This window comes from Bradyrhizobium sp. cf659, assembly GCF_900113725.1.
Lineage (GTDB): Bacteria > Pseudomonadota > Alphaproteobacteria > Rhizobiales > Xanthobacteraceae > Bradyrhizobium.
On sequence record NZ_FOQJ01000008.1, the window covers coordinates 77,481 to 102,808 of the forward strand.

The 25,328-nt window shown below is 65.9% G+C and carries 19 protein-coding genes and 1 riboswitch; of the genes, 5 read left to right on the forward strand and 14 right to left on the reverse strand.

The window, feature by feature from the left end; translation table 11 throughout:
• Positions 1-66 precede the first annotated feature (66 nt).
• The 3 genes from BM118_RS27795 to BM118_RS27805 form a co-directional block, all read right to left on the reverse strand.
• Positions 67-675, reverse strand: coding sequence for a 2-hydroxychromene-2-carboxylate isomerase (locus tag BM118_RS27795; protein WP_092189311.1), 609 nt, complete (start codon positions 673-675; stop codon positions 67-69).
• A 95-nt stretch (positions 676-770) separates the two neighbouring features.
• On the reverse strand, positions 771-2,120 hold the full coding sequence (locus BM118_RS27800) for an MATE family efflux transporter (RefSeq protein WP_177234754.1): 1,350 nt from the start codon (positions 2,118-2,120) through the stop codon (positions 771-773).
• A 91-nt stretch (positions 2,121-2,211) separates the two neighbouring features.
• Positions 2,212-2,808, reverse strand: a complete 597-nt coding sequence (locus tag BM118_RS27805) for a DUF2239 family protein (RefSeq protein WP_092189315.1) — start codon at positions 2,806-2,808, stop codon at positions 2,212-2,214.
• A gap of 148 nt (positions 2,809-2,956) precedes the next feature.
• Between BM118_RS27805 and BM118_RS27810 the strand changes: the two genes are divergently transcribed.
• Entirely contained in the window at positions 2,957-3,622 is a 666-nt protein-coding gene (locus BM118_RS27810; protein WP_092189317.1) for a glutathione S-transferase family protein, read from the forward strand.
• A gap of 117 nt (positions 3,623-3,739) precedes the next feature.
• On the opposite strand, the gene BM118_RS27815 is transcribed toward BM118_RS27810, so the two are convergent.
• Together BM118_RS27815 and ggt are read right to left on the reverse strand one after the other, a co-directional pair.
• The gene (locus BM118_RS27815) at positions 3,740-5,035 is read right to left on the reverse strand and encodes an MFS transporter (protein WP_092189318.1); all 1,296 of its coding nucleotides are present in this window, start codon (positions 5,033-5,035) and stop codon (positions 3,740-3,742) included.
• Between the two features lie 97 nt (positions 5,036-5,132).
• Positions 5,133-6,884, reverse strand: coding sequence for a gamma-glutamyltransferase (gene ggt / locus BM118_RS27820; protein ID WP_092189320.1), 1,752 nt, complete (start codon positions 6,882-6,884; stop codon positions 5,133-5,135).
• A gap of 99 nt (positions 6,885-6,983) precedes the next feature.
• On the opposite strand from ggt, the gene BM118_RS27825 reads away from it, so the two are divergent.
• Both BM118_RS27825 and BM118_RS27830 read left to right on the forward strand, forming a co-directional pair.
• Entirely contained in the window at positions 6,984-8,372 is a 1,389-nt protein-coding gene (locus BM118_RS27825) for an MFS transporter (protein ID WP_092189322.1), read from the forward strand.
• Positions 8,372-8,557, forward strand: coding sequence for a hypothetical protein (locus BM118_RS27830; RefSeq protein WP_092189324.1), 186 nt, complete (start codon positions 8,372-8,374; stop codon positions 8,555-8,557). Before BM118_RS27825 ends, BM118_RS27830 begins: the two co-directional genes overlap by 1 nt.
• Before the next feature lie 53 nt (positions 8,558-8,610).
• Here the strand turns inward: BM118_RS27830 and purH are convergent, their stop codons facing one another.
• From purH to BM118_RS27845, 3 genes are all read right to left on the reverse strand, one after another.
• The gene (gene purH, locus BM118_RS27835) at positions 8,611-10,203 is read right to left on the reverse strand and encodes a bifunctional phosphoribosylaminoimidazolecarboxamide formyltransferase/IMP cyclohydrolase (RefSeq protein ID WP_092189326.1); all 1,593 of its coding nucleotides are present in this window, start codon (positions 10,201-10,203) and stop codon (positions 8,611-8,613) included.
• A 24-nt stretch (positions 10,204-10,227) separates the two neighbouring features.
• Positions 10,228-10,309, reverse strand: a riboswitch (ZMP/ZTP riboswitch).
• A 59-nt stretch (positions 10,310-10,368) separates the two neighbouring features.
• Complete coding sequence (locus BM118_RS27840; RefSeq protein WP_177234785.1) at positions 10,369-12,087, reverse strand: heparinase II/III family protein; 1,719 nt, start codon at positions 12,085-12,087, stop codon at positions 10,369-10,371.
• Between the two features lie 159 nt (positions 12,088-12,246).
• Positions 12,247-13,593 carry an RsmB/NOP family class I SAM-dependent RNA methyltransferase gene (locus BM118_RS27845; protein ID WP_092189330.1) on the reverse strand — a complete coding sequence of 449 codons (1,347 nt, stop codon included), beginning with the start codon at positions 13,591-13,593 and terminating at the stop codon, positions 12,247-12,249.
• 189 nt (positions 13,594-13,782) lie between these two features.
• Here BM118_RS27845 and BM118_RS27850 point away from each other — a divergent pair, with 189 nt between their 5' ends.
• The gene (locus BM118_RS27850) at positions 13,783-13,992 is read left to right on the forward strand and encodes a DUF1674 domain-containing protein (protein ID WP_092189332.1); all 210 of its coding nucleotides are present in this window, start codon (positions 13,783-13,785) and stop codon (positions 13,990-13,992) included.
• Between the two features lie 47 nt (positions 13,993-14,039).
• On the opposite strand, the gene cysN is transcribed toward BM118_RS27850, so the two are convergent.
• From cysN to BM118_RS27875, 4 genes are all read right to left on the reverse strand, one after another.
• The gene (gene cysN / locus BM118_RS27855) at positions 14,040-15,935 is read right to left on the reverse strand and encodes a sulfate adenylyltransferase subunit CysN (RefSeq protein ID WP_092189334.1); all 1,896 of its coding nucleotides are present in this window, start codon (positions 15,933-15,935) and stop codon (positions 14,040-14,042) included.
• Positions 15,935-16,900, reverse strand: coding sequence for a sulfate adenylyltransferase subunit CysD (cysD, locus tag BM118_RS27860; RefSeq protein ID WP_092189336.1), 966 nt, complete (start codon positions 16,898-16,900; stop codon positions 15,935-15,937). Before cysD ends, cysN begins: the two co-directional genes overlap by 1 nt.
• Complete coding sequence (locus BM118_RS42680; protein WP_177234755.1) at positions 16,897-19,368, reverse strand: FAD/NAD(P)-binding protein; 2,472 nt, start codon at positions 19,366-19,368, stop codon at positions 16,897-16,899. Before BM118_RS42680 ends, cysD begins: the two co-directional genes overlap by 4 nt.
• A 133-nt stretch (positions 19,369-19,501) precedes the next feature.
• Positions 19,502-21,532 carry a methyl-accepting chemotaxis protein gene (locus BM118_RS27875; RefSeq protein WP_092189338.1) on the reverse strand — a complete coding sequence of 677 codons (2,031 nt, stop codon included), beginning with the start codon at positions 21,530-21,532 and terminating at the stop codon, positions 19,502-19,504.
• A 235-nt stretch (positions 21,533-21,767) separates the two neighbouring features.
• On the opposite strand from BM118_RS27875, the gene BM118_RS27880 reads away from it, so the two are divergent.
• Positions 21,768-22,358, forward strand: coding sequence for a thermonuclease family protein (locus BM118_RS27880; protein ID WP_092189340.1), 591 nt, complete (start codon positions 21,768-21,770; stop codon positions 22,356-22,358).
• A 53-nt stretch (positions 22,359-22,411) separates the two neighbouring features.
• Here BM118_RS27880 and BM118_RS27885 read toward each other — a convergent pair whose 3' ends face one another.
• Both BM118_RS27885 and acs read right to left on the reverse strand, forming a co-directional pair.
• Entirely contained in the window at positions 22,412-22,927 is a 516-nt protein-coding gene (locus BM118_RS27885) for a L,D-transpeptidase (protein ID WP_092189342.1), read from the reverse strand.
• A 422-nt stretch (positions 22,928-23,349) separates the two neighbouring features.
• Positions 23,350-25,296, reverse strand: coding sequence for an acetate--CoA ligase (gene acs, locus BM118_RS27895; RefSeq protein WP_092189346.1), 1,947 nt, complete (start codon positions 25,294-25,296; stop codon positions 23,350-23,352).
• Between the last annotated feature and the right edge of the window lie 32 nt (positions 25,297-25,328).

Sequence of the window (25,328 nt, forward strand, 5' to 3'; positions counted from 1 at the left end):
CGCGCAATTGCGCACTGGGCCAGGACGGCGTCGAGGAGATTGCTAGCTTTCCAGAAGATGCGAAAATCACTTCCCCGACACCATCTCCTCGACTTCACGCAGCTGCTCCTTGCCAAAAAACATCTCGTTGCCGACGAAGAAGGTCGGCGAGCCGAATGCGCCGCGCGCGACCGCCTCTTCGGTGTTCTTGATCAGCTTGCCCTTCACCTCGGGCTCCTGGGCGCGCGCGAACAGCTTTTGCGCATCGAGGCCGGAGGACGTCAGCGCCTTCGCCGCGATTTCAGGATCGTCCATCTTCTTCGGTTCGCGCCACATGTGGTGGAAGGCGGCCTCGACATATGTCTCGAATACGCCCTCGAGCTGCGCTGCGATGGCGGTGCGCATCAGGTTCAGCGTGTTGACGGGGAAGTGCGGGTTGAAGACGTAAGGCTGGACCTTGAAGCGCTTGATGAAGCGTTCGGTCTCGATCGCCTGGAATTCGCGCTTGTTCTTGATGCCGGCGAGCGTCTCGGCCGGCGACCTGTTGTTGGTCGACTTGAAGATGCCGCCGAGCAGGATCGGCACATATTCGAACTTGACGCCGATGCGCTGTTCGATCGCCGGGATCGCCAGATGGCTGAGATAGGCGTTCGGGCTGCCGAAATCGAACAGGAATTGCGGGGCTGTGCGGGTCAAATCGTTCTCCCTGACGTCGCTGTTTCATTCATTGTGCCGCAGCGTGCGCCACAGGTCCACCGTCTAATGATGGTCATAATACCTTGCTGATCCGGTCAGATCAGACGCCGGATTGCCCGCCTGCGCCACACCAAGATGTAATAGCCCATCTGCAAAACGAACATGGCGCAGAACACGATCGGATAGGCGGCCCATACGCCCTTCAGGCCAATCGTGCGGCTCAGGATGACCGCAGCCGGCAGCTCGATCGCGAGAATCGCGAAGATCGAGAGCAGCATCGGCGTCAGCGCCACGCCGGCGGCGCGCATGGCGCCCGAAAACACCGTTGCCAGGCCGAACGGCACCGAGCTCCACAAGGCAATGATGAGCAGTTCCTTGGCGAGATCGAGCACGGCGCCGTCGGTGATGAAGATGCCGAGCACGGTGCGTGGCGCGAGATAGATCAGCGCCACGAGCCCGCCGGTCAGGACCAGGTTGAACGCGAGGCCGGTGCGCACGATGCCGTCGAGCCGGCCCCTGTCGCCGCCGCCGACGGCCTGCGCGCCGAGGATCGAGACCGCGATCGAGATCGACATCGCCGTGAACTGCGTATAGCCCATCACCTGGTTGACGGCGCCATAGGCGGCGGTGGCGTCGGAGCCAAAGCCGTTGACGAGGCCGAGCAGCACCAGCTCAGCGATCGCCATCACCACCATGCCGATCGCGCTCGGCAGTCCGATGCCGAGAATCTTGCCGAGCACCGATCCGTTGAGCCGCAGATGACGCAGCAACGCGGCATCGGGAGCGAGCGCATGTTGCTTTCGCCGCAGATAGACGGCCAGCGCGATCAGCGTCAGCGCGTTGGCGATCGCGGCCGCCCATGCCGGGCTGGCGATGCCGGCCGTCGGCAATCCGAACGCGCCGCGGATCAGCATCGGCGTCAGGATCAGGCCGATCGCGGTCGACAACGCCAGCGCCAGCAGAGGCGTCAGTCCGTCGCCGACACCGCGGATCATCGCCGTCATCAGCAGGAAGACGAAGCCGAGCGGCATCGTCAGCAGCATGATGCGCGCATAGGCGGAGGCCTGATCGAGAATATCCGAGGGCGTCGCGAGCGCCATCATCAATGGCCGGCTGAACAGGCCGCCGACCAGTGCAATCGAGATCGAGAGCAGCAGGCCGACCGCGAGCGTCGTGCCGACAACGATTTTGATCCGGCCATGTTCACCGGCGCCGAAAGCCTGGCCGATCAGCACAGTGGCGCCGGTGCTCAGGCCCATGACGAAGGCGAACAGGAAGAACATCACCGGGAAGAACGCCGAGACCGCCGCGAGCGCATCGACGCCGATCATCTGGCCGAGATAGACGTTGCTGACGGTGCCGAACAACGATTGCAGCGCGTTGCTCAGCATCAGGGGCGCGAGGAAGCGGAGGAATGTCGTCCAGAGCGGCGTAGCGGCGGACATGGATTGGCCTTTCATCAGGGCGTGCGAAGCCGTTGCCGCGCGAGGCGCGGCTTGGGCCGTCGATAGGGGTTGAGAGAAAGCGCCGCGCGGTTTACGCGCGGTCGCTGTAGGCGAGCTTGACGATGTGGTCGCGGATGTCAGTGGGCCAGTCCGCGATCAGCCCGGTGAAGCGCCGCCGGTCATCCGCGAACAATGCCCGCGAGGCTTCCTCGAATTGCGGCAGGTTGCCCGCCATGGTCGACATGAAGTGATAGGCCGCATCGCGCGCCTGCCGCTCGCGGTCCTTGTCGCCGCTGGCACGCCTTGCCTCGTCGACGAGTTTCCGCAGCGCGACCGAGGCGCCGCCCGCCTGCGCGTTGAGCCACTCCCAGTGCCGCGGCAGCAGCGTCACCTCGCGCGCGACCACGCCGAGCTTCGGCCGGCCGCGCCCGCGCGGCTCGCTCGGTGGTGCGGTCTCCTCAACCGGGGGCGGGACGAGCTTCGTCACCCGCGCCAGCACCTCGCGATCCCCGCCGCGCAGATCGAAGTCGATCGATCGGCCCGTAGAGTCCTCGAAGATGATGATGGGCTCGTCCGGCGGCGGCGCCATCCGCTTGACGACCAGCGCGACCTCTCCGGCCGGCCCGGACGCCAGGCGGCGCTGGCCCTGGAAAGCTGTGAAAGTCCTTTGCATCGGAATCATTGCCATAATTGATGACGTTGGCCTTTTAATACCCGGGTAAATTACTTGCGTCAATATACCCGGGTGAAAATATCCGTCCGGACGGCTCGACATTGCGTTCCCGGGCTGGCACGAACGCGACCAACCGACCACGCCTAGTCTAGGGATCCCGCCGATGCTGACCGTCCATCACCTCAACAATTCCCGCTCGCAGCGCGTGCTGTGGCTGCTCGAGGAATTGGGCGTGCCCTACGAGATCGTGCGCTATCAGCGCCAGCCGGACATGCGCGCGCCGAAGGAGCTGCGCGCCATCCATCCGCTCGGCAAGTCGCCCGTCATCACCGACAACGGCAACACCGTCGCGGAGTCAGGCGCGATCATCGAATATCTCATCGCCACCTACGGTAACGGCCGGCTGATCCCGCCGCCGAACACGCCGGAGCGGCTGCGCTTCACCTACTGGCTGCACTATGCGGAAGGCTCGGCGATGCAGCCGCTGCTGCTCAAGCTGCTGTTCACGCTGATGCCGAAGCGCGCACCGGCGCTGCTTCGCCCGCTGGTGCGCAAGGTCTGCAACCAGGCGCTGACCGCGCTGGTCAATCCGCAGCTCAAGCAGCACATGGATTACTGGGAAGGCGAGCTTGCGAAGAGCGAGTGGTTCGCCGGCAACGAGTTCACCGCAGCCGACATCCAGATGAGCTTCCCGCTCGAAGCCGCGCAAGCGCGCGGCGGGCTGGAGCAGGGCCATCCCAAGGCGATGGCGTTCCTGGAGCGCATCCATGCGCGGCCGGCCTACGCCAGAGCGCTGGAAAAAGGCGGGCCATACCAGGTGGGGCGGTAGTTAGTTTCTGTCATTCCGGGATGGTGCGAAGCACCAGACCCGGAATCTCGAGATTCTCAGGTGCGCAATTGCGCACCATAGTTCACGCTTCGCGTGCCCCGGAATGACAGCTTACCCCTAATCCGCGTGCAGCACGCGACCGCGCGTCTCCGGCAGCGCGAAGGCGGCGATGAAGAACAGCGCGTAGGCCACCACCGCAAACATCGCGATTGCGTTCGCGAGCGACGTCGTCGCCGACAGCGCACCGACGAGGAACGGAAACAGCGCGCCGATGCCGCGGCCGAAATTGTAGCAAAAGCCCTGGCCGGAGCCGCGCAGCCGCGTCGGATAGAGCTCGGTGAGAAACGCGCCGATGCCGGAGAAATAGCCCGAGGCAAAGAAGCCGAGCGGAAAGCCGAGCACCCACAGGATCTCGTTGGTCAGCGGCAGCTGCGTATAGAGCAGCACCACCGCCATGGCCCCGAGCGAGAAGATCAGGAACAGATTGCGCCGTCCGATCCGGTCGGCGAGCCAGGCGCCGGTGAGATAGCCGATGAAGGAGCCGATGATCAGCGTCGAGAGATAGCCGGTCGAGCCGACGATCGACAGATGCCGCTCCTTGGTCAGGAACTGCGGCACCCAGAAGGTGACGGCGTAGTAGCCGCCCTGGCAACCCGTTGCCATCAGCGACGCCAGGATCGTGGTCTTCACGATCGGAAAGGTAAAGATCTCCCAAAGCTTCGGATGACTGCCCGTTTCCGCATGCCTGGCGCGGGCCTCGGCTGCGATCTCCGGCTCGGTGACGGAGCGGCGGATGTAGAACACCAGCAGCGCCGGCAGCGCGCCGATCACGAACATCCAGCGCCATGCCGTCTCGGCCGGCAAGACCGAGAACAGGATCGCCTGCGACAGCACGGCGAGACCCCAGCCGACCGCCCAGCCCGATTGCACCGAGCCGACGGCGCGCCCGCGATATTGCGGCCGGATCGCCTCGCCCATCAGCACGGCGCCCGCCGCCCACTCGCCGCCGAAGCCGAGGCCGAGCACGGCGCGTGCAATCAGGAGCTGTTCGAAATTCTGCACGACCGCACAGACCAGCGAGAAGAACGAGAACCAGATGATGGTGATCTGGAGCGTCCTGACCCGCCCGATATGGTCGGAGAGGTAGCCGCCAAGCCAGCCGCCGATCGCAGAGGCCAGCAGCGTCACCGTGCCGGCGAGACCTGCCGAGGCCGCGTCGACCTTCCACAGCGCGATGATGGTGCCGATCACCAGCGGATAGATCATGAAGTCCATGCCGTCGAGCGCCCAGCCCGCCGCGCAGGCCCAGAACGTCCGGCGCTCCGGCGTGTTCATGTCGCGATAGAAGGCGAGAAGGCTGGTGTCCTCGATCTCGGCGCGTTCGATGCGCTGGTTCGGATCGGCTGTGGTCATGTACGTTTCCCCGGCAGTTTCTTGAAGCCGCGCGGTGGTAGCACGCGTGGCAGCGGGCGCAAGCGAGCGCCCGCTTCGGTGCCATGCAGCGGACGAGTTACTGGCCCGCTGCTTCCGCGCCGCGCGTGCGCGGATCAGGTGCGCCGAGGGGGCCGTTCGGTGTCACCGCGATCGAATTGGCGGAGGTCTGTCCCATCGGCTCGACGATGAGATGGTCCATCGCCTTCAGCTCGAACAGGACATCCTCCGGAAAACCGCGCTCGATGCGCACCTCGTCCGGCAGCCATTGATGGTGCAGCCGCGGTGCGGCAACGGCGGCGGCCACATCCATTTTGTAATCGAGCACGTTCACGATCACCTGGAGCACCGCGGAGATGATCCGGCTGCCGCCGGGCGAGCCCGTCACCAGCACAGGCTTGCCGTCCTTCAGCACGATGGTCGGCGACATCGACGACAGCGGCCGCTTGCCGGGACCTGGCAAATTGGCCTCGAAGCCGACGAGGCCATAGGCGTTGGAAGCGCCGACCGCCGCGGTGAAATCGTCGAGCTCGTTGTTGAGCAGCACGCCGGTGCCATCAGCGACGAGGCCGACGCCATAGCTGAAGTTCAGCGTGTATGTGTTGCTGACGGCATTGCCACGGCTATCGACGACGGAGAAATGCGTGGTGTTGCTGCCCTCACGCGGCGCGGTCGCGGCGGACACCAGCTGTTTCGACGGCGTGGCGCGGCTGGTGGAGATGCCCGCGCGCAGCTTGGCCGCGTAGTCCTTTGCCGTGAGGATCTCGATCGGTGCGTTGACGAAGGCGGGGTCGCCGAGATAGCGCGCGCGGTCCGCATAGGCGCGCTTCATGGCCTCGATCAGGAGATGCAGCGACGCCGGCGAGCCCTGCTTCAGCTCCGCGAGCTGAAAGCCTTCGAGGATGTTGAGCGTCTCCACCAGCACCACGCCACCGGAAGAAGGCAGCGGCATCGACACGATGTCGTAGCCGCGATAGGTGCCGCGCACGGGCGCGCGGATGACCGGCTGATAGGCCTTCAGGTCGGCAGCCGTCATGATGCCCCCGGCGTCGGACAGGGCTTTGGCGAGTTTTTCCGCAACCGGGCCCTCATAGAAGCCGCGCGGACCTTGCGCGGCGACGGTCGAGAGCGTTTCGGCGAGATCGCTCTGTACCAGTCGATCCCCTTCGCCGAGTGAGGTGCCATCAGGCCGCGAAAAAATCCTGGCCGAAGAAGGCCAGCGCATGAGGCGCCGGTGCCAACCCGGCAGGCTGTCGGCGATATCGTCGCTGACGATGAATCCGTCGCGGGCGAGCGCGATCGCGGGCTCGAGCAATTGCGCCAGCGTGAACTGGCCCGAGCCGTATTTCTCCAGCGCCAGCGCGAGTCCTGCGACGGTGCCGGGCACGCCGATGCCGAGCGCGGAATCGCGCGACTTGGCGGTGTCGGGCTTGCCGTCGGGACCGAGGAAGATCTGCGGCGTGGTCGCTGCCGGCGCGGTCTCGCGATAGTCGATCGTGATGTCCTCGTTGCGCTCAGCGGAATGGATCACCATGAAGCCGCCGCCGCCGATATTGCCGGCGCGTGGATAGGTCACGGCCATCGCAAAGCCGGTCGCGACCGCGGCATCGACGGCATTGCCGCCCCGTCGCAGGATATCTGCGCCGACCTGCGCCGAGATCCTTTCCTGCGCCACCACCATGCCGTGCTCGGCTGCAACGGCATGCACCGTGTCGAGCGCGGGCGGGACATAGGCCCGTCGCGCGTCCTGCGCGGTCGCAGGCGCCAGACCGACCGCCAGAGCGGCAAACAAGGCGAAAAACGTCCGCCGTGTCGAAAATGACGTCATCATCAAATTTCCGCCGGGCCCTCGGGACAGTTCACACGCGTCGCTGCAATGCTATACGGTTGCCCCAAGACAGGCAAAACTGTTCGTGATGAGGACTGCGTGATGACGACGATCGCCTCGGATGCGCGCATGGCCGGCGTGCAGCGGACCTATCCGCCGCGCGCTGCCGTCATCAGCTGGATCTTTTTCGACTGGGCCGCGCAGCCTTACTTCACGCTGATCACGACCTTCGTGTTCGCACCCTATTTCGCCACCAGCATTGCGCCAGATCCTGCCACCGGCCAATCGTTGTGGGGCTTTGCGATGGCGGCTGCGGGCCTCGCCATCGCGCTGATGTCGCCGGTGCTGGGAGCCATCGCGGATGCCTCGGGCCGCAGGAAGCCATGGATCGCGGGGTTCGGCGCGCTGCTGGTGCTGGCGTCCTGCACGCTGTGGATCGGCAAGCCCGGCGATCCCTCGGTCATTCCGCCCCTGCTCACCGCGGTCGCGCTCGCCAGCGTCGGCGCGGAATTCGCCACCGTCTTCAACAACGCGATGATGCCGACCCTGGTGCCGCCGGAGCGGATCGGCCGGCTCTCCGGCACCGGCTGGGCCACGGGTTACATCGGCGGCATCGTCAGCCTGATCATCGTGCTCGGCCTGCTCGCGGCGAATCCCGAGACCGGACGCACGCTGCTCGGTCTCACGCCGCTATTCGGGCTTGATCCCGCCAGCCATCAGGGAGATCGCGCCGCCGGACCGCTGACCGGGTTGTGGTTCATCATCTTCGTGACGCCGATGTTCCTGTTCACGCCGGATTATCCGGCGAAGCGCCCGGTGCGCGAGGCGCTGCGCGAAGGCCTGTCGGAGCTGAAGCAATCGATCAGGAGTTTGCCGCAGCAGAAATCGCTCGCAGCGTTCCTGCTCGCCAACATGATCTACACCGACGGCCTGGTGTCGCTGTTCGCATTCGGCGGCATCTACGCCGCCGGCACCTTCGGCTGGCACACGATCCAGATCGGCACCTTCGGCATCATGCTCGCGATCGCCGGCGCGTTTGGCGCCTGGCTCGGCGGCAAGCTCGACGATCGTCTCGGGCCGAGGCGCGTCATCGCCGGCAGCTTGCTGGTCCTGCTGCTGTCGGTGGCGGCGATCCTTCTGGTCGACAAGGACAGCGTGCTGTTCGTCAAGGTCGCAGCCCCCCAGCCCGGCGCGCCCCTGTTCTCAAGCGCCGCCGAGCGCGCCTATCTCGTGCTGGGCTGCCTGATCGGCGCTGCCGGCGGACCGCTTCAGGCCGCCTCGCGCACGCTGCTGATCCACCTCGCACCAAAGGATCGCATCGCGCAGTATTTCGGCCTGTTCGCGCTGACCGGGAAAGTGACGTCCTTCATCGGCCCGCTGCTAATCGGCACGATCACCGCGGCGACCGCGAGCCAGAAGGCCGGCATGGCCGTGCTGGTGGTGTTCTTCGTCGCGGGACTGGGGCTGTTGATGCGGGTGCGGGAAGCGTAATGAGGTCGGCGAGGGTCGTCCTCCTGATCATCGATATCGGAGCGGCGTTCGTCATCGCGGCTGCGTTCGCGTGGGCGCTTCGCGGCGCCCATCGCTTTCCGACGGAGGCTGCCGTCTACGTCACATCCGTACTCGCATTGTTGCTTGCGAACGCGACCTACGTCTGGCGGCATCCGCCGGATTAGTGCCGTAGCCCGGATTTCGCTGCGCTCTATCCGGGCTATGCTCGTGGTGAGGCTCAGTGCCTGAAGTGCCGCGTTCCCGTGAACACCATGGCAATGCCGTTCTCGTCGGCGGCCTTGATCACCTCGTCGTCGCGCATCGAGCCGCCGGGCTGCACCACGGCGGTGGCGCCGGCCTCGATGCAGGCGAGCATGCCGTCGGCGAACGGGAAGAACGCGTCCGAGGCCACCACCGAGCCCTTGGTGAGCGGCTCGGCGAGCTTCAGCTCAGCCGCCGCATCTTGCGCCTTGCGCGCCGCGATGCGGGCTGAATCGACCCGGCTCATCTGGCCCGCGCCGATGCCGACGGTGGCGAGATCCTTGGCGTAGATGATGGTGTTGGACTTGACGTGCTTGGCGACGCGGAACGCGAACTTGAGGTCGCGCATCTCCGCATCGGTCGGCGCACGCTTGGTCACGACCCTGAACGTCATGTCGTCGACTACGGCGTTGTCGCGGCTCTGCACGAGAAGGCCGCCGGCCACCGTCTTGGCGGTGAGGCCGGGCGCGCGCGGGTCGGGCAGGCTGCCGGCGAGCAGCAGGCGAAGGTTCTTGCGCGCGCCGATGATGGCGATCGCTTCCTCGCTGGCATCGGGTGCGATGATCACCTCGGTGAAGATCTTCGTGATCTCGCGCGCGGTGTCGGCGTCGAGCGCGCGGTTCATCGCGATGATGCCGCCGAACGCCGAGGTGGAATCGCAGGCGAGCGCCTTGCGATAGGCGCTGACGAGGTCGGAGCCCTCAGCGACGCCGCAGGGATTGGCGTGCTTGACGATGACGCAGGCCGCGGTGCGCTTGGCGTCGAACTCGCCGATGCATTCATAGGCCGCATCGGTGTCGTTGATGTTGTTGTAGGAGAGCTCCTTGCCCTGGAGCTGCCGCGCGGTCGAGACGCCCGGGCGCTTGTCGGGCGTCGCGTAGAATGCCGCGGTCTGGTGCGGGTTCTCGCCATAGCGCAGCGACTGGATCAATTTGCCGCCGAAGGCGCGGAAATCGGGTGCGTCGATCTCGAGCTGCCGGTTGAACCAGTTCGATATCGCAGCGTCGTAGGCCGCGGTGCGCGCATAGGCCTTTGCGGCAAGCCGCCGGCGCAGTTTCAGCGTGGTCGCACCGTTGTTGGCGGCGAGCTCGTCGAGCACCGCCTTGTAGTCCTCGGCCTCGACCACCACGGCGACGTCGTCATGGTTCTTGGCGGCGGCGCGGATCATCGCGGGGCCGCCGATGTCGATGTTCTCGATGCAATCCTCGAAGCCCGCGCCTTTGTCCACGGTCGCTTCGAACGGATAGAGGTTGACGACGAGCAGGTCGATCGGCGCGATGCCGTGCGCCTTCATCGCGTCCGCATGTTCCTTGTTGTCGCGGATCGCGAGCAGGCCGCCATGCACCTTCGGATGCAGCGTCTTGACGCGGCCGTCCATCATTTCAGGAAAGCCGGTCAGCTCGGAGACGTCCTTCACCTTGAGGCCGGCCGCGGCGATCGCTTTCGCGGTGCCGCCGGTTGAAACCAGTTCGACGTCATGGCCGGCAAGCGCCTTGGCGAATTCGATCAGGCCGGTCTTGTCGGACACGGAAAGCAGGGCGCGGGTGACGCGGCGGGGATGGTCAGTCATGAGCAAGATCCTCTGTCTTAGGAGTGTCTATGCCCAGGCGCGCGGCGTCTATGTCCCGCGCTTCCCGATGGTGCTCCATCCAAGGTCGCCAGTCGCGCGAGCGAGCGCTCGATAGCAGCTTTCGGCCGTTTTCACAACGACGAGATGGGGCCGAATCGTGCGCATCTACAGCGGAAGTTCCGGCTCGCGGCGGGCGTTGCGGCGGGCATTGGTGATCGCGGGCGAAGCGGTGGAGCGGACGAAACTCCAGCGGATCGAGGGCGCCTGGCGGGCATCCTGCCGGATCACGATCTGCGCGGTGCGGCGGGGGCCGTCATTGCCGGCCAGGAACACGCTGTCCTCGAGATCGACCTTGTCGTCGAGCGCCTCGAAGGTCCAGACGTCGCGGTTCGGCAGCACCAGCATGACGCCGCGGGCATCCGACAGCCGGCTCGCCTTCACCGCCGGATGCAGATGGAAGCGGACCGCGAAATCGGCATCCGCGCCCTTGAAACGTCCGCCTTGTGGCGGCGACAACGTGTCCTCGCCGTCGATGCGCGCGCCGTCATTGGCGATCATCAGGACGCGGCGATGGATCGCGCCGAACTTGGCGAGATAGCCGTCATGCGAGGCCGTGAGCAGCGTGCCGTTCTGCACGATTTCGCGATAGCTCTCGACCTCGACGGGGCCGCTGGTGACAGGCGCACCATGCAACAGCCGCTTCATCGCCGACATCTCGACGAACTGGCATGAGGAGGTCTCGTGATAGGTCAGCGTCGAATGCGCCGCCGTGCCGCGCGCGAACGGTCGCCAATTGTCGCGCCCCGTGGTCGGCATGCCGCAATTGGTGACGATGCGGCTGATGCCGGAGGACAATTCGAACGACAGGCAGCCGGCATGGGCGTCGTGGCTGACGCCGGCCGGCGGCGGCGGGCCGGTGTCGATGATCAGCGTGGTCTGGCCGGCATCGAGGCGCTGGAAGCCGGTATGCGGCATGTTCGACATCGGCGCGCCGTGGGTGTCGTCATAGGCGAGCAGCGTCGCGAGCAGGTCCGAGGGCGTCGCGCTCATGCCGTTGAACAGCGCGAAATTACCGTCGCCGTGCCGGAAGAAGCGCAGCATCGGCATCATGCGGTCGATCGCGTTCAGCAGCGCCGGCGGCGGCGCGATGTTGCGCGCGGCGAAGGTCTGCCGCAGCGGCAGCAGGTCGATCAGGAGCTCGATCAGCGCGCCCGGATTGCGGGAGATGTGTCCGCCGTCGGGCAGGATCTGCCGCTGCAACTCGTCCGAAAGTTTTTTCGAGGCACTGCGGATGTGTCGCGCCTGGTTGGCGAGACAGAGCGTCGTGTAGCACAGCGCGATCAGCACCTGGAGCTTCGGCACCCCGTCCGGGATGTTGATCATGGTGTAGCGCAGGAAGCGGATCTCGCGAGCCAGCGCGCGCAGATAGCGGCGGTAGAATTTGTTGTCGGTGTCGTTGAGCACCAAGGGCGCCTGCGACAACAGCGAGATCACGCGCCGCGCCAGCACGTCGGCGCGCCGCGCGACGGGGCGGCGCTTGTTGGCGGGGTTGGCGATCCAGTCCTCGACCAGCGCGCGCGCATTGGCGCGCGTCAGTGCGGTGTCGGCGGCGCGCAGATGGCGCAGCCAGCCGAAGCCGAGCAGCGCAACCTCCCAATCCTCCGACGGCGACTCGAGATCGAAGATCGAACGGCCGTGGCAATTGACGATCTTGCCGGCGAAGACGAAACGGCCGGCATAGATCTCGGCGGCGCGGGTGGCGTCCGCGGTGCGCAGGTCGTGCGGCGCGATGATCAGGCGGTCGGTGCGGCCGGGCCAGACCCGCGACAGCGCAACGGAACCGCCGCTCGCGCGCGCGAGCATGTTCCGCGCGAAGCGGTTCATCACCAGCGTCGAGATACGTCTGCGTTGAGCGACCGACACGCCTTGCCTTGAAGGGGGAGAGGAGGATTCCGACGAATCCTTATTAATCCCAAAATCGGCCGTCTGACACCACCTTGAACGGTGGGAATCAACGTCGGGGTTGTAAAAACCAGTGCAAAATCAGGATTTAACGAGCCGGGCTGCGAAGAATCCGTCGAGCCCGCCGAGCTTGGGATCGGCGTTCGGCAGATGGCTGGGCAGGGTGCGCAGGTCACCCTCGGCGGTGATGATCTCGGACAGCCCTGAGACCTCCGATGCCTCGATCGGGACGCGGCGAAGCGCAGGCTCTGCGGCCAGCAGCGCGGCGATGGCCTGCTCGCCCTCTTCGGGTTCCAGCGAACAGGTGCAATAGACCAGCGTCCCGCCCGGCTTGAGCAGCGAGACCGATTTTCGCAGCAGCCGCTGCTGGAGTGCGGTCAGGGCGGCGATGTCGGACTCCTGCCGGAGCCAGGCCACGTCGGGATGACGGCGGATCGTGCCGGTCGAGGTGCAGGGCGCGTCGATCAGGATACCGTCAAAACCTTCGGCAGGGCCGGCCCATTCCGCGGCGTCAGCGACGACGGTCTCGGCCTGGAGCGACAGCCGCGCCAGATTCTCGCGCAGCCGTGCCACCCGGGCAGGCGAGCGGTCGATCGCCGTGACATGCGCGCCCGCGTGCGCCAGTTGCGCGGTCTTGCCGCCCGGGGCGGCGCAGAGATCGGCAATGGACTTGCCCTTGATGTCGCCGAACAGCCGGGCCGGCAGCGCGGCGGCGGCATCCTGCACCCACCATTGTCCCTCGGCGAAGCCGGGCAGCATGGTCACCGAGCCGTGCAGCAGCATCCGCACCGTTCCCGTCGGCAGCGTCTCGCCATGCAGGCGGCTCGCCCATTGTTCGGCGTCCGACTTCACGGTCAGATCGAGCGACGGCTCATGGCCGAGCGCCAGTGCCATGTCTCTTGCGGTGGCCTCGCCATAATGTGCGCTCCAGCGCGCCAGCAGCCATGGCGGCAGGTCCAGCGATTGCGTGGCGACTTCCTCGACCAGCGCCTGGCCCTCGCGCGCACAGCGGCGCAGCACGGCGTTGACGAGGCCGGCATAGCGCGCCGCGCGCCGGTCGGATTGCACGAGGCGGACGGAGAGATCGACGGCGGCATGATCGGGCACGTCCATCCAGAGGATCTGGGCGGCGCCGATCAGCAGCGCGCTCTGCGCGCGCGGTGCGTCGGAGGGAATGCCCTTGTCGAGCAGGCGGGACAGCACATGGCCGAGCGTGCCGAGCCGGCGCAGCACGGTCGCGACCAGGCGGCGCATCAGCGCGCGGTCGCGGTCGGCCAGCGTCTTCAGTCCGGGATGGGCGCCGCCGCCGTCGAGCTGGTCGTCAAGCGTGCGGTGCTTGTGCAGCACGCCGTCGACGATGTCGGCGGCAATCCGCCGTGCCGCAAGACCAGGCACTTCGGATGGTGGGGCGAAACGTTGAGATGGCATGCGGAAGCAAGGTTCTGAGCGAGCGGCAGTTCCGCCGATATAGGCGCATGCCTTGAGAAAGCGATCTCTGGCACGCGAATATGCCAAATGTAAGAATCGCTTCCGGCTTTTTCAGCCCTCCGGGCCCGATTTCAGGAATGCGTTATTGGACATCGCGTTGCGGCTCGTTCTGCGCTAGAAAGCGCGGCGATGAGTGACCAGCCTCCCGTTCCCGATCGCAAGCCTTTGTCGCCGGCAGCCCAGCGCGCGCTGGCCGAGGCCGAAGCGCGCCGGCAGGCTGCGGCGGTCCAAGCCAAGGACGACGCCAAGGCGACGCCGAAGGAGCTGCAGGGGCCAAAGGGACCCGAGCCGACCCGCTACGGAGATTGGGAGCGCAAGGGCATCGCTTCCGACTTCTGAACCGTCAGCCGGATCGGCTGACGATGTGGGCAAGCTCATCCCGGCCGCTAGAGGTAATGGTGCTCCCGGAGGTAGCGGATGATGCGCTCGCAGGCCGCCTCGGTCGACAGTTCCGACGTGTCGATGGTGATCTCCGGCGATCGCGGTGCCTCATAGGGCTGGTCGATGCCGGTGAACGCCGGCAACTCGCCCGCCCGTGCCTTGCGATAGAGCCCCTTGGGATCGCGCCGCTCGCATTCGGCGAGCGGGGTCGCGACATGGATTTCGATGAACTCGCCTGCCTCGAGGCGGTGGCGCGCCATGTCGCGCTCACTGCGGAACGGTGAGATCAGCGCGACCAGCGCGATCATGCCGGCGTCGACGAACAGGGCCGCGATCTCCGCGACGCGCCGGACGTTCTCCATCCTCTCTGCGCTGGAAAAGCCGAGGTCGCGATTGATGCCGTGGCGGAGATTGTCGCCGTCGAGCAACGCGGCATGGCGTCCGAGTTCGGCAAGCCGCCGGTCGACGATATCGGCGATCGTCGATTTGCCGGCGCCGCTCAGGCCGGTGAACCAGAGCACGCAGGGCCGCTGCTGCTTCAGCCGTGCCCGCACCGATTTGTCGACTGCGAGGTGTTGCCAATGAATGTTGGTGGCGCGGCGCAGCGAAAGGTCGATCATTCCCGCCGCGGCCGTGCGATGGCTGATCGGATCGACGAGAATGAAGCTGCCCATGTCGCGGTCGTCGCGATAGGCCTCGAAGACCAGTGGGCGGTCGAGATTGAGATGGACGTAGCCGATCTGGTTGGCGTCGAGCGTGGTGGCGCTTTCCTGTGCCATGGTGTCGATGGCGATGCGGTGCTTGAGCGTCGTGATCACCGCGCCGGTCGAGGCCGTGCCGCATTTGAGCACGTAGCGCCGGCCCGCGGCCATGGCCTCGTCATCGAACCAGACGAGATGGGCCGCCAGCTGATCCGAGACGAGCGGCGCGGGGCCGGCCGTCAGCACGTCGCCGCGGCTGACGTCGATCTCGTCGGTGAGTGCGAGCGTCACCGATTCGCCCGCCGCAGCCCGATCGCGCTCGCCGCCGGGCGTGAGAATGCGCGCAACGCGGGTGCGAAGGCCAGATGGCTGCACGGCGACGGTCTCTCCGGTCGCGATCGTTCCGCTCGCGATCCGTCCGCAGAAGCCGCGGAAATCCGCATGCGGCCGGTTGACCCATTGCACGGGCAGCCGAAACGGCCGCTGCGAGACGTTGCCGGCCACGTCCACGGATTCCAGATAGGCCGTCACCGTCGGCCCCGTGTACCAGGACATGCGCGTGCTCGCAGCGACGATATTGTCGCCGTCGGGCGCCACGACCGGGATGCACTGGACCTGGGAGATCCCGAGTTGGCCGGCCATGGTCAGATATTCGGCGGTGATCGCCGCGAAGCGGTCTCCGTCGAATCCGATCAGATCCATCTTGTTCACGGCGAGCACGACGTGGCGGATGCCGAGCAGCGACAGGATGTGGCTGTGGCGCCGGGTCTGCGTGATGACGCCCTTGCGCGCGTCGACCAGCACCACGGCGAGGTCGGCGTTGGAGGCGCCGGTCGCCATGTTGCGGGTGTATTGGGCATGCCCCGGCGTGTCGGCGACGATGAAGCGTCGCAGCTTCGTGGCGAAGAACCGGTAGGCCACGTCGATCGTGATGCCCTGCTCGCGCTCGGCCTGCAAGCCGTCGACCAGAAGCGCGAAATCGAGATCGCCGCCGGTGGTGCCGGCGGTCTTGCTCTCGGAAGCGAGCGCGTCGAGCTGGTCGTCGAGCAGCGTCTTCGAATCGTAGAGCAGCCGGCCGACCAGCGTGCTCTTGCCGTCGTCGACGCTGCCGCAGGTGACGATCCGCAGCGTCGGCCGATCCTCCCGGTTCAGCCGCGGCGCATCGGAGGGAGCGATCGTGGGTGCCTCGTGATAGGACATCAGAAATAGCCTTCCGCCTTCTTGCGCTCCATCGACGCGGGACTGTCCCGGTCGATCACGCGTCCTTGCCGTTCGGAGGTGCGCGAGGCCGTCATCTCCCGCACGATCTCCGGCAGGGTTGCCGCGCTCGACGTCGTTGCGCCGGTGAGGGGATAGCAGCCGAGGGTGCGGAATCTGACGGAGCGCATGCGGGGCGCTTCATCCGGGCGCAGCGGCATCCGCTCGTCGTCCACCATGATCAACGCGCCGTCGCGTTCCACCACCGGACGCGGCGCAGCGAGATAGAGCGGTACGATCGGGATGTTCTCGACCAGGATGTAGTCCCAGATGTCGAGCTCGGTCCAGTTCGACAGCGGAAACACCCGCATGCTTTCGCCGGGCGCGAGCAGCGTGTTGTACAGGCTCCACAATTCCGGCCGCTGGTTCTTCGGATCCCAGCGATGTGCCGCGCTCCGATGCGAGAAGATGCGTTCCTTGGCGCGCGACTTCTCCTCGTCGCGCCGTGCGCCTCCGATCGCGGCGTCGAAGCCGTGAAGGTCCAGTGCCTGCCGCAAGGCCTGCGTCTTCATGACGTCGGTGTAGCGGGCCGAGCCGTGGCTGAACGGGTCGATGCCCTGGCTCAGGCCGTCATTGTTGGTATGGACGATCAGATCGAGGCCGAGCTCGCGCGCCCGGCGGTCGCGAAATGCGATCATCTCGCGGAACTTCCATGTCGTATCGACATGCAGCAGCGGGAACGGCGGCTTGCCGGGATGAAATGCCTTCATCGCCAGATGCAGCAGCACCGAGGAGTCCTTGCCGATCGAATAGAGCATGACCGGCTTGCGAAACTCGGCCGCGGTCTCCCGCAGGATATGGATGCTCTCCGCCTCGAGGCGTTGGAGATGGCTGGTGGCATTGTGGCGCAGGGCCGCTTCGTCGGGCGCGGCGCGTGTCGCCGTCGTTCGAGCGATCTGGCCGGTCATGCGGCAGTGCCCAGGCAATCGCCGAACAGGCGCGCGGCGGTATCGGTATCGAGCGAGAGATCGCGGATGCAGGCATCGACCGAGGCGCGGTACATGTCGTGAATGCGATAGCGCTCCAGCACCTCGAGCTGGGCATCGGTCAGCGACGCCGTCTTGCGGCTGCGATAACGGTAGGCGGTGTCCGGGCCATGCAGGCCGACCACGGTGTAGATCTTGGGCTCGCTGAGGAAGGTGACGCCCGAGCCCTTCGATTCGATCTGTCCGCGTTCCTTCCAGTCGGTGACGGCGCCTTCGGTGAAGCGTGTGCCGAGGCCGAGCCGGTCGAACAGCTTTCGCACCGATCCCGTTGCATCCTTGCTGGCTTCGTAGACGTAGTGCGTTACCGGCACGCCGTGCCGCGTGGCATAGCTCTCGACGCGAAGCGCGTTCAGCGAGGAGATCACGTAGTTCTGGATCAGGCGATCCTCGGGAACGCGGTCCGACCATTTCTCGAGCCACGATGCGAGAGAACTCGCGGGATCGCGGTCGAGCATGATCATGTGAAGCTTCTCGGCCGGCCAGCCGGCCTCGATCAGCGGTTGGAGCGGCAGGAACAGGCTTTCGGCCAGCACGTAGGGTCCGGCCATCTCCTTGCTGAAGATGTGCGGCTGCTCCGATGCCTGCGGCACGGCCCAGGGCTGGCCCGCATTTCCAAGCAGCCGATGGCGCAGGATGACCTTCACCGGCTGGAAGTAGGAGGGCATGCCGGCGACGCCGAAGAGATTGGTGAGCGCGGTCGAGCCCACGCGGCAGCGCCCCCACGCGCAGTAGAGCGTCGGGAAGTCTTCGGGAGCCCAGTTCCGGAATGCTTCGCCGAGGCAGTCCTTCATCTCCCACATCAGCTCGTCGAGCGCCGCCGGCCTGGTCTGGTACTTGCCGTCCGGTGCGAGTGCCATCGTGTCGAGCGCGGGATGGTCGCGGCGCACGAGATCGGCGAGGCGGTCGGTTTCGTCGACGGACGTGTTGAGGCTGCTCATCTGCGATTCTCTCGGGTTGAGGATGGATTCGATCACGGCTTCGGCGCGGTGCATGTTGATGTCGACGGCGCCGGCGAAGAAGTGCGCGCCCTTGGTGGGACCGCCGACCGCATAGACGTTCGGATAGGGATTGCCGTGCCGGTCGTGGACGCGGCTGTCGTCGTATCCGCAGCGAATGCCGCCGAGCGCATCGAGCGCAACGAGGCCCTGCCGCTGCATGTCTTGGTAGAGCGGGCTGCTGTCGAGCCGGTAGGACGGCCCCGTCGCGTCGATGATGCAGTCGACGTCGCGATGATCGCCGTCGCCGAGATGCGCGCGAAACCGGCCGTCGACCTCGGTCACATTGCGCAGGCGGGCGCGCGTCGACAGCCTCCCCGACCGCATCAGGTCACGGATCCGAATCGCGTTCTCCAGCGGCATGGCCGAGCGGTTGCGCAGCCAGCCGGAATTGTAGACCTCCATGAACCGCGCCTTTTCGACGTCGTTCATCCGGCTCCAGGCGTCGCACACCACGTTGGCGATGCTGGCGAGGTAGCAATGGACGTTGGGTTCGCTGCTTTCGGCCTGCGCGATGTTGAGCTCGAGGTCGGCCAGCGCGTCGCTCGCGACGTCCCGGCACGACAGGTCGCAGTCGAGGCCGGTGATCTCGACCAGCAGGTCCGAGAGCCGGTAGGCAAACGCGTCCGCCCCGACCCGTTCGCGACCGACGACATAGCGATGCAGGGCGTCGCGGAAATCGTCCGTGATCGCAGGGATCGCGATCGGCTGGACCGTGGGGAACAGGCCGCTTCTGGAGAAGCAGGTCATCCTGACGTGGCGGTGGGTCTTGGCCAGCGCCGTTGCGGTGTCGACGGCGCTCAGCCCGCTCCCGAGGATGCCGATCTCGGTGTCGCTGCGGTCCGTGAAGCTGAACTGGGCATAGGGATCGCGAATGTAGTTCGGGTGGCTGGCAAGACCATAATGATCCTCCGGTGCATTGTGGCCGGTGCAGAGGATCAGCACGGACGAGATATGCGTGATGTTGCCGTCCGTCGTCAGCAGGACATTGTGATCCGTCGAGAATCGCATGCGGATCACTTCGGCATGCTCGACATGAACCGGCACGCCGGCGTGGCGGCATTGCTCGATCGCCTTGATGCGAACACTGTCCAGGTAATCCCGGTAGACCATCCGCGGCAGATGGTCGTTGCGGCCACAGTCGAGGCCGCGAGCCCAGGCCCAGCGCAGAAACTCCTCCGCGTCGCCCGGGCGGATCGACATTTTTGCGGCCTTCATGTTGAGCAGATGGCGGTCGCTTTGGGTGCGGTAGGCGATCCCGCCGTCGAAGCCCGACTTGTCGAACAGCTGGATCCCACCGATCGCGCCCTTGTAGCGCTCGGATGCGGCGAGTTCCGCAAGGTGTCGCAAGATGGTGATTCCTGTCGCGCCGCCGCCGACAATGCTGATGATCATCGCTCCACTCCCTGTCTGACCCAGGCGCGAGCAGCCGCTCGGCGTGGGGACCTCCCAAAGCCGTTGGTAAAATCGAAGCGTCAGAAAGAAGGATTGCGGCCGGCCTCAGGTCGGCCGCACGAGGCGCGGGGCCTCAGGCGGCCCGCACCGTATCGAGGAATTTCGTAACCTCGTTCTTGAGGCGGCCACTCTCGGTCGAGAGTGAGCGCGCGGATGCCAGCACCTGCGTCGACGCCGAACCGGTGGCGCTGGCACCGTGACTGACCTGGGCGATCTTGTCGGCGACCTCGACCGTTCCCTTGGCCGCTTCGCTGACATTGCGTGCGATCTCGGCCGTTGCAGCCCCCTGCTCCTCGATGGTCGCGGCAATGGTGGTCGAGATGTCCGAAATCCTGGAGATGGTCGTGCCGATCTCCTTGATGGCACCGACGGAGTCTTCCGTCGCCGTCTGCATGTCGGCGATCTGTGCGCCGATCTCGTCGGTTGCCCGCGCGGTCTGGGCTGCGAGCGCCTTGACCTCGCTCGCCACCACGGCAAATCCGCGGCCCGACTCGCCGGCGCGCGCCGCTTCGATGGTGGCGTTCAAGGCCAGCAGGTTGGTCTGCTCCGCGATTGCGGTGATCAACTTGACGACGTCGCCGATCCGGCCCGCGGCCTTGAGCAATTCATTGATCCGGACGTCGGTACGCTCGGCCTGCTTCACCGCCTCGCCGGCGATGCGGCTGGAATCATGGACCTGACGGCCGATCTCGACGACCGATGCGCTCATCTCCTCGGCGGCGGACGCCACGGCTCCGACATTGGCGGAGGCTTCTTCGGACGCCGCGGCCACCATTCCGGAAAGCTGCTCGGTCTCCTCCGCTGTTCCCGACAGCGTGCCGGCGGCGGATTCGAGCTGCTGCGAGGCGACCGAAACCGAGTTGATGATGCCGCCGACCGCGTCCTCGAACGCACCGGCCAGCCGGATCATCTCCTGCTTGCGCCGCGCAGCGGCTGCGGCCTCCTGATCCTTCTGTTCGGCCTCCATCTGCTCGATGCGGAGCAAATTGTCCCTGAACGTACGGGCGGCACGGGCGTTGTCGCCGACTTCGTCCCCGCGGGCGGTGTAGGGAATCTCGACGGCCTTGTTGCCGCCGGCGAGTTGCAGCAGCACATCGCCGATGCGACGGATCGGCCGGGCGATGCTCAGCACCGAAAACAGCGCGGAGCCGGCCAGGACCAGGATCACGAGGACGCCGACGGCCAGGCTGACCTGGGTCGCCTGCTCCAGCGCGGTCATGAGCTGGCTCTGCCGCAGAGCCATGAATTCGTTGTTGGCGGCGACCAGCTTGTCGACGCGCGTCGTGATTTCCTTGGCGGCCGGAAGCACGCGCTCGTCGAAAATGCGTCTCTTGGCTTCCTCCGCCTTCATGGCTGCGCCGGTTGCCGCCTTGAAGCGTCCGGCGAGCGCGGCGAGCGCGTCGATGCCGTCGGCGATAGTCTTGTCGCCGGCGGACTGACGGGCCTGTTTCAGAACGCGGATCATGGCGTCAGCGCGTCCGGCGATGCGGTCCTTCTGCTCGGCGTCGCCCGTCGCCGTGAAATGCCAGTCGGCCGCGCTGACCGCCTTGAACAAGGCGTCGGCTTCGCGCAACTCGACCTCGATGTTGAGCCGGTTCTGCGATGCGGCGATTGCGGGCGACGCCAGCAGTGTCTCGAGCGCCTTGTTCCAGGCCTCCTCGATCTGGCTTGCCGCGGCGAATTCGGCGACGGCGGTGCCACGAGCCTCGCCGAGATCGTTACCGGCCTTCAGAGAGGCGTCGAGCAGGATCTTCACCTCGCGACAGAGCTCTTTGGCTTCCGCGCGCCTGGAGCGATCCAATGCGGCGTTGATTTCGGTCGTGGCACCGGCGATGGAGCCACGCAATGTTTCGAGATGTTTGGCGAGACCGTCGGCGGAGGATGCGGATCCGATTTCCGCTATGGCGAGGCGTGCCCGGGTCACTGCGAGTTCGGCGTCCTGAGCGTTGGCCTTGTTCGCGGTGTTGATCACCACCAGCCGGCTCAGCTCCGCGATCTGTTCGTTGCGAACGAGCTGGTTGGCGAGCATGCCGCCGACGAGAAGGACCCCCGCACTCGCAGTCAATCCGAGTTTTGTACCGATGCGAACCTTGATCGATGCCATGCTTACCGCTCCCCCACACGCAAACCGAGTACGCCGCCCTATTACTAAACAACGCGTGAATGTTAAACTCCGTACAACTACAGGAAGTATCGGATGGAGAGCGTTTGGAACAGCGCGACGCGCATGGGTACGATTCTCCATCGGGCAACGATCCGGGCGATCAAGCGATCATCCATCAGTCCCGGGTGCCGATCGTGCCTTGCCGGTTTCCCCGACTCAGTCCTAGCGTGAGTTGATGCGCTTCCACGATCGCCCCAATGCCTATCGGCCGCAGTTCGGCGGTTCACCGTTCGGCCGCCGCTTCTCGGGGCTGTTGCCGTGGATGTTCGTGGTCGGCGTCGCGGTGGTGGCCGTGCTGTTTTTCCGGCACGGAACGAACTGGCCTGTTCCGCATGCGGACGACGGTCGCACGCGCGACGCCGAGATCGTTCTCCAGCAGGCCGGCCATCCCGACAGTCGCGAGCCGGTCGACGTCATTCGCACCATTGACGGCGACACCTTCCTCGCGCGCGTGCATCAGCGCGATGGCCGCGATCTCGTCGTGCGCGTTCGCCTGCGCGGCATCGACGCGCCCGAGATGAAGGCGTCCTGCCGGGAGGAACTGGACAAGGCGGAAGCCGCCACGGACGCGCTGCGCAATCTGCTCGGCCAGGGTGGCGTCACGATCACCAATCTCGGCCCCGACAAGTACGGGCGTGTTCTCGCCGACGTTGCGACCAAACGCACCGCCAACGTCTCGGCCGTGCTGCTCGCGGGTGGTTATGCGCGCAGTTACAATGGCGGCCATCGCGACGGCTGGTGCGCGCGCAGCTGGCGCTTCTGGTAACAAAAAAGCCGCGTCGAGGACGCGGCTCTTTCAATTCTCTCCGATCCCGGCGATCAGCGCGTCACGACCACCGTCGTGCCGACGGAGACACGGCCGTAGAGATCGGTGATGTCGTCGTTGAGCATGCGGATACAGCCATAGGAGACGAAACCGCCGACCGAGCCCGGCACGTTGGTGCCGTGGATCGCATATTCACCGCCGGCGAGCGTCATCGCCGCAACGCCCATCGGGTTGCGCGGCGATCCGCCGGGAATGACGTCGGGAAGCTGCGGCTTGTCGCGCTTCACCTCGGCGGGCGGCGACCAGGCCGGATTGCGATATTTGCCGTCGATACGGGTCGTGCCGGCCCACTGCTTGCCGGACTTGCCGACGCCGACCGGATAGCGCACGGCGTGGCCGTTATCGAGAATGAGATAGAGCCGCCGCTCGTTGGTCTTGACCACGATGGTGCCCGGCGAATAGTCGGCCAGGTGCGCTCCCACCATTTCCGGCCGCGCCTCCGCCGCCGTTGACATCAAGATCCCTGCCCCGATGGTGGCGGCCAACGCCACCGCAATCCTCATCGACATCGATGCTTCCCTTCCGTTGCCCCGAACGGGTCGTCCAAATCTACGCAAACCCGGCAATTGCCCGCTCGCCCACACAGTATTAACCGCGCCCGTTAACCGGATGGTTTCCACGCGCGGCCGCCGAGGGCCAGCCAGCAGGGGAACAAAGGAAATGTTCAAAATAAAGTAAATGACCTGAAAACAACACTTGGCGGGAAACATGCGGCCATGCCGGCACGCGCCCTGACAAGAGCGTGAGGGTATGAACGGCTGTTCTTTCGGGGGGCAGATTGTCTCCGTGTCCCGGACGCGCTGCAGCGCCTTGGCGCTGCTGCGCAGAGCCGGGACCCAAGAGGCCACACGGTACGCCGCTGGATGGGCCCCGGCTCAGCAGCGCACCGCGAAGTGTGCGCTGCGCAGCGTCCGGGGCACGAGGCCTTGGCTTACGCCGACTTCTTGTTCTGCCGATTCTTGACGAGGTCGTCGACCACGGCGGGATCGGCCAGGGTCGAGGTGTCGCCCAGGCTGCCCGGCTCGTCCTCGGCGATCTTGCGCAGGATGCGGCGCATGATCTTGCCCGAGCGGGTCTTGGGCAGGCCCGGCGCGAACTGGATCTGGTCGGGCGAGGCGATCGGGCCGATCTCCTTGCGCACCCAGGTCACGAGCTCCTTGCGCAGATCCTCGGACGGCTGGACGCCGGCCATCAGGGTGACATAGGCGTAGATGCCCTGGCCCTTGATGTCGTGCGGGAAGCCGACCACGGCAGCTTCGGACACCTTCTCATGCGCAACCAGCGCGCTCTCGACCTCCGCGGTGCCCATGCGGTGGCCGGAGACGTTGATGACGTCGTCGACGCGGCCGGTGATCCAGTAATAGCCGTCGGCGTCGCGCCGGCAGCCGTCGCCGGTGAAGTACTTGCCCTTGTAGGTCGAGAAATAGGTCTGCTCGAACCGGGCGTGGTCGCCATAGACCGTGCGCATCATGCCCGGCCATGCCCGCGTCAGGCACAGATTGCCTGATGTCTCGCCGTCCAGCACCTTGCCATCGGCATCGACGATTTCCGGCGCCACGCCGAAGAACGGCAGCGTTGCCGAGCCAGGCTTGAGTTTGGTCGCGCCCGGCAGCGGCGTGATCAGGATGCCGCCGGTCTCGGTCTGCCACCAGGTATCGACGATCGGGCAGCGGTCCTCGCCGACGACGCGGTGATACCACTCCCAGGCCTCGGGATTGATGGGCTCGCCGACAGAGCCGAGCAGGCGGAGCGAGGCGCGCGACGTCTTCGTCACCGGCGCGTCGCCACCCTGCATCAGCGCGCGGATCGCGGTCGGCGCGGTATAGAAGGTGTTGACCTTGTGCTTGTCGATCACATTCCAGAAGCGGGAATTGTCCGGATAGTTCGGCACGCCTTCGAACATCAGCGTGGTCGCGCCGTTGGCGAGCGGCCCGTAGAGAATGTAGCTGTGGCCGGTAACCCAACCGACGTCGGCGGTGCACCAGTAGACGTCGCCGTCGTGATAGTCGAAGACGTATTGATGCGTCATCGCCGCGTAGACGAGATAGCCCGCGCTGGTGTGCAGCACGCCCTTGGGCTGGCCGGTCGAGCCCGACGTATAGAGAATGAACAGTGGATCCTCGGCGTGCATATGCTCGGCCGGGCACTCCGTCGTCACCATCGCTGCGGCGTCGTGATACCAGAGGTCGCGGGTCGGGTTCATGTCGATCTTGCCGCCGGTGCGCTTGACCACGACGACCCAGTCGACGCCGTCGGCCTTGGCGAGCGCAGCGTCGACATTGGCCTTCAGCGGCACTTTCTTGCCGCCGCGCAGGCCTTCGTCCGCGGTGATGATCACCTTGGATTGGCAGTCGTTGATGCGCTGGGCGAGGCTGTCGGGCGAGAAGCCCGCGAACACCACGGAGTGGATCGCGCCGATCCGCGCGCAGGCCAGCATCGCATAGGCCGCTTCCGGGATCATCGGCAGGTAGATGGTGACGCGATCGCCCTTCTTGACGTTGCGGGTGCGCAGGATGTTGGCCATCCGGCAGACCTCGTCGTGCAACTCCTTGTAGGTGATGTGTTTGGACTGCGAGGGATCGTCGCCTTCCCAGATGATCGCGGTCTGGTTGGCGCGCTTGTGCAGATGACGGTCGATGCAGTTATGGGCGACGTTGAGGACGCCGTCCTCGAACCATTTGATCGAGATGTTGCCGGGCGCGAACGAGACGTTCTCGATTTTCGTCGGCACCTTCATCCAGTCGAGGCGCTTGGCCTGTTCGGCCCAGAAACCGTTCGGGTCCGAGATCGAGCGGGCGTACATTTCCTTGTACTTGGTCTGGTCGACCCAGGCGCGCTTTGCCCACTCCGACGGGACGTCGTAAATCTTCTCGGACATATTTTCCCTCCACATGCGGCAAGCCGAGCACA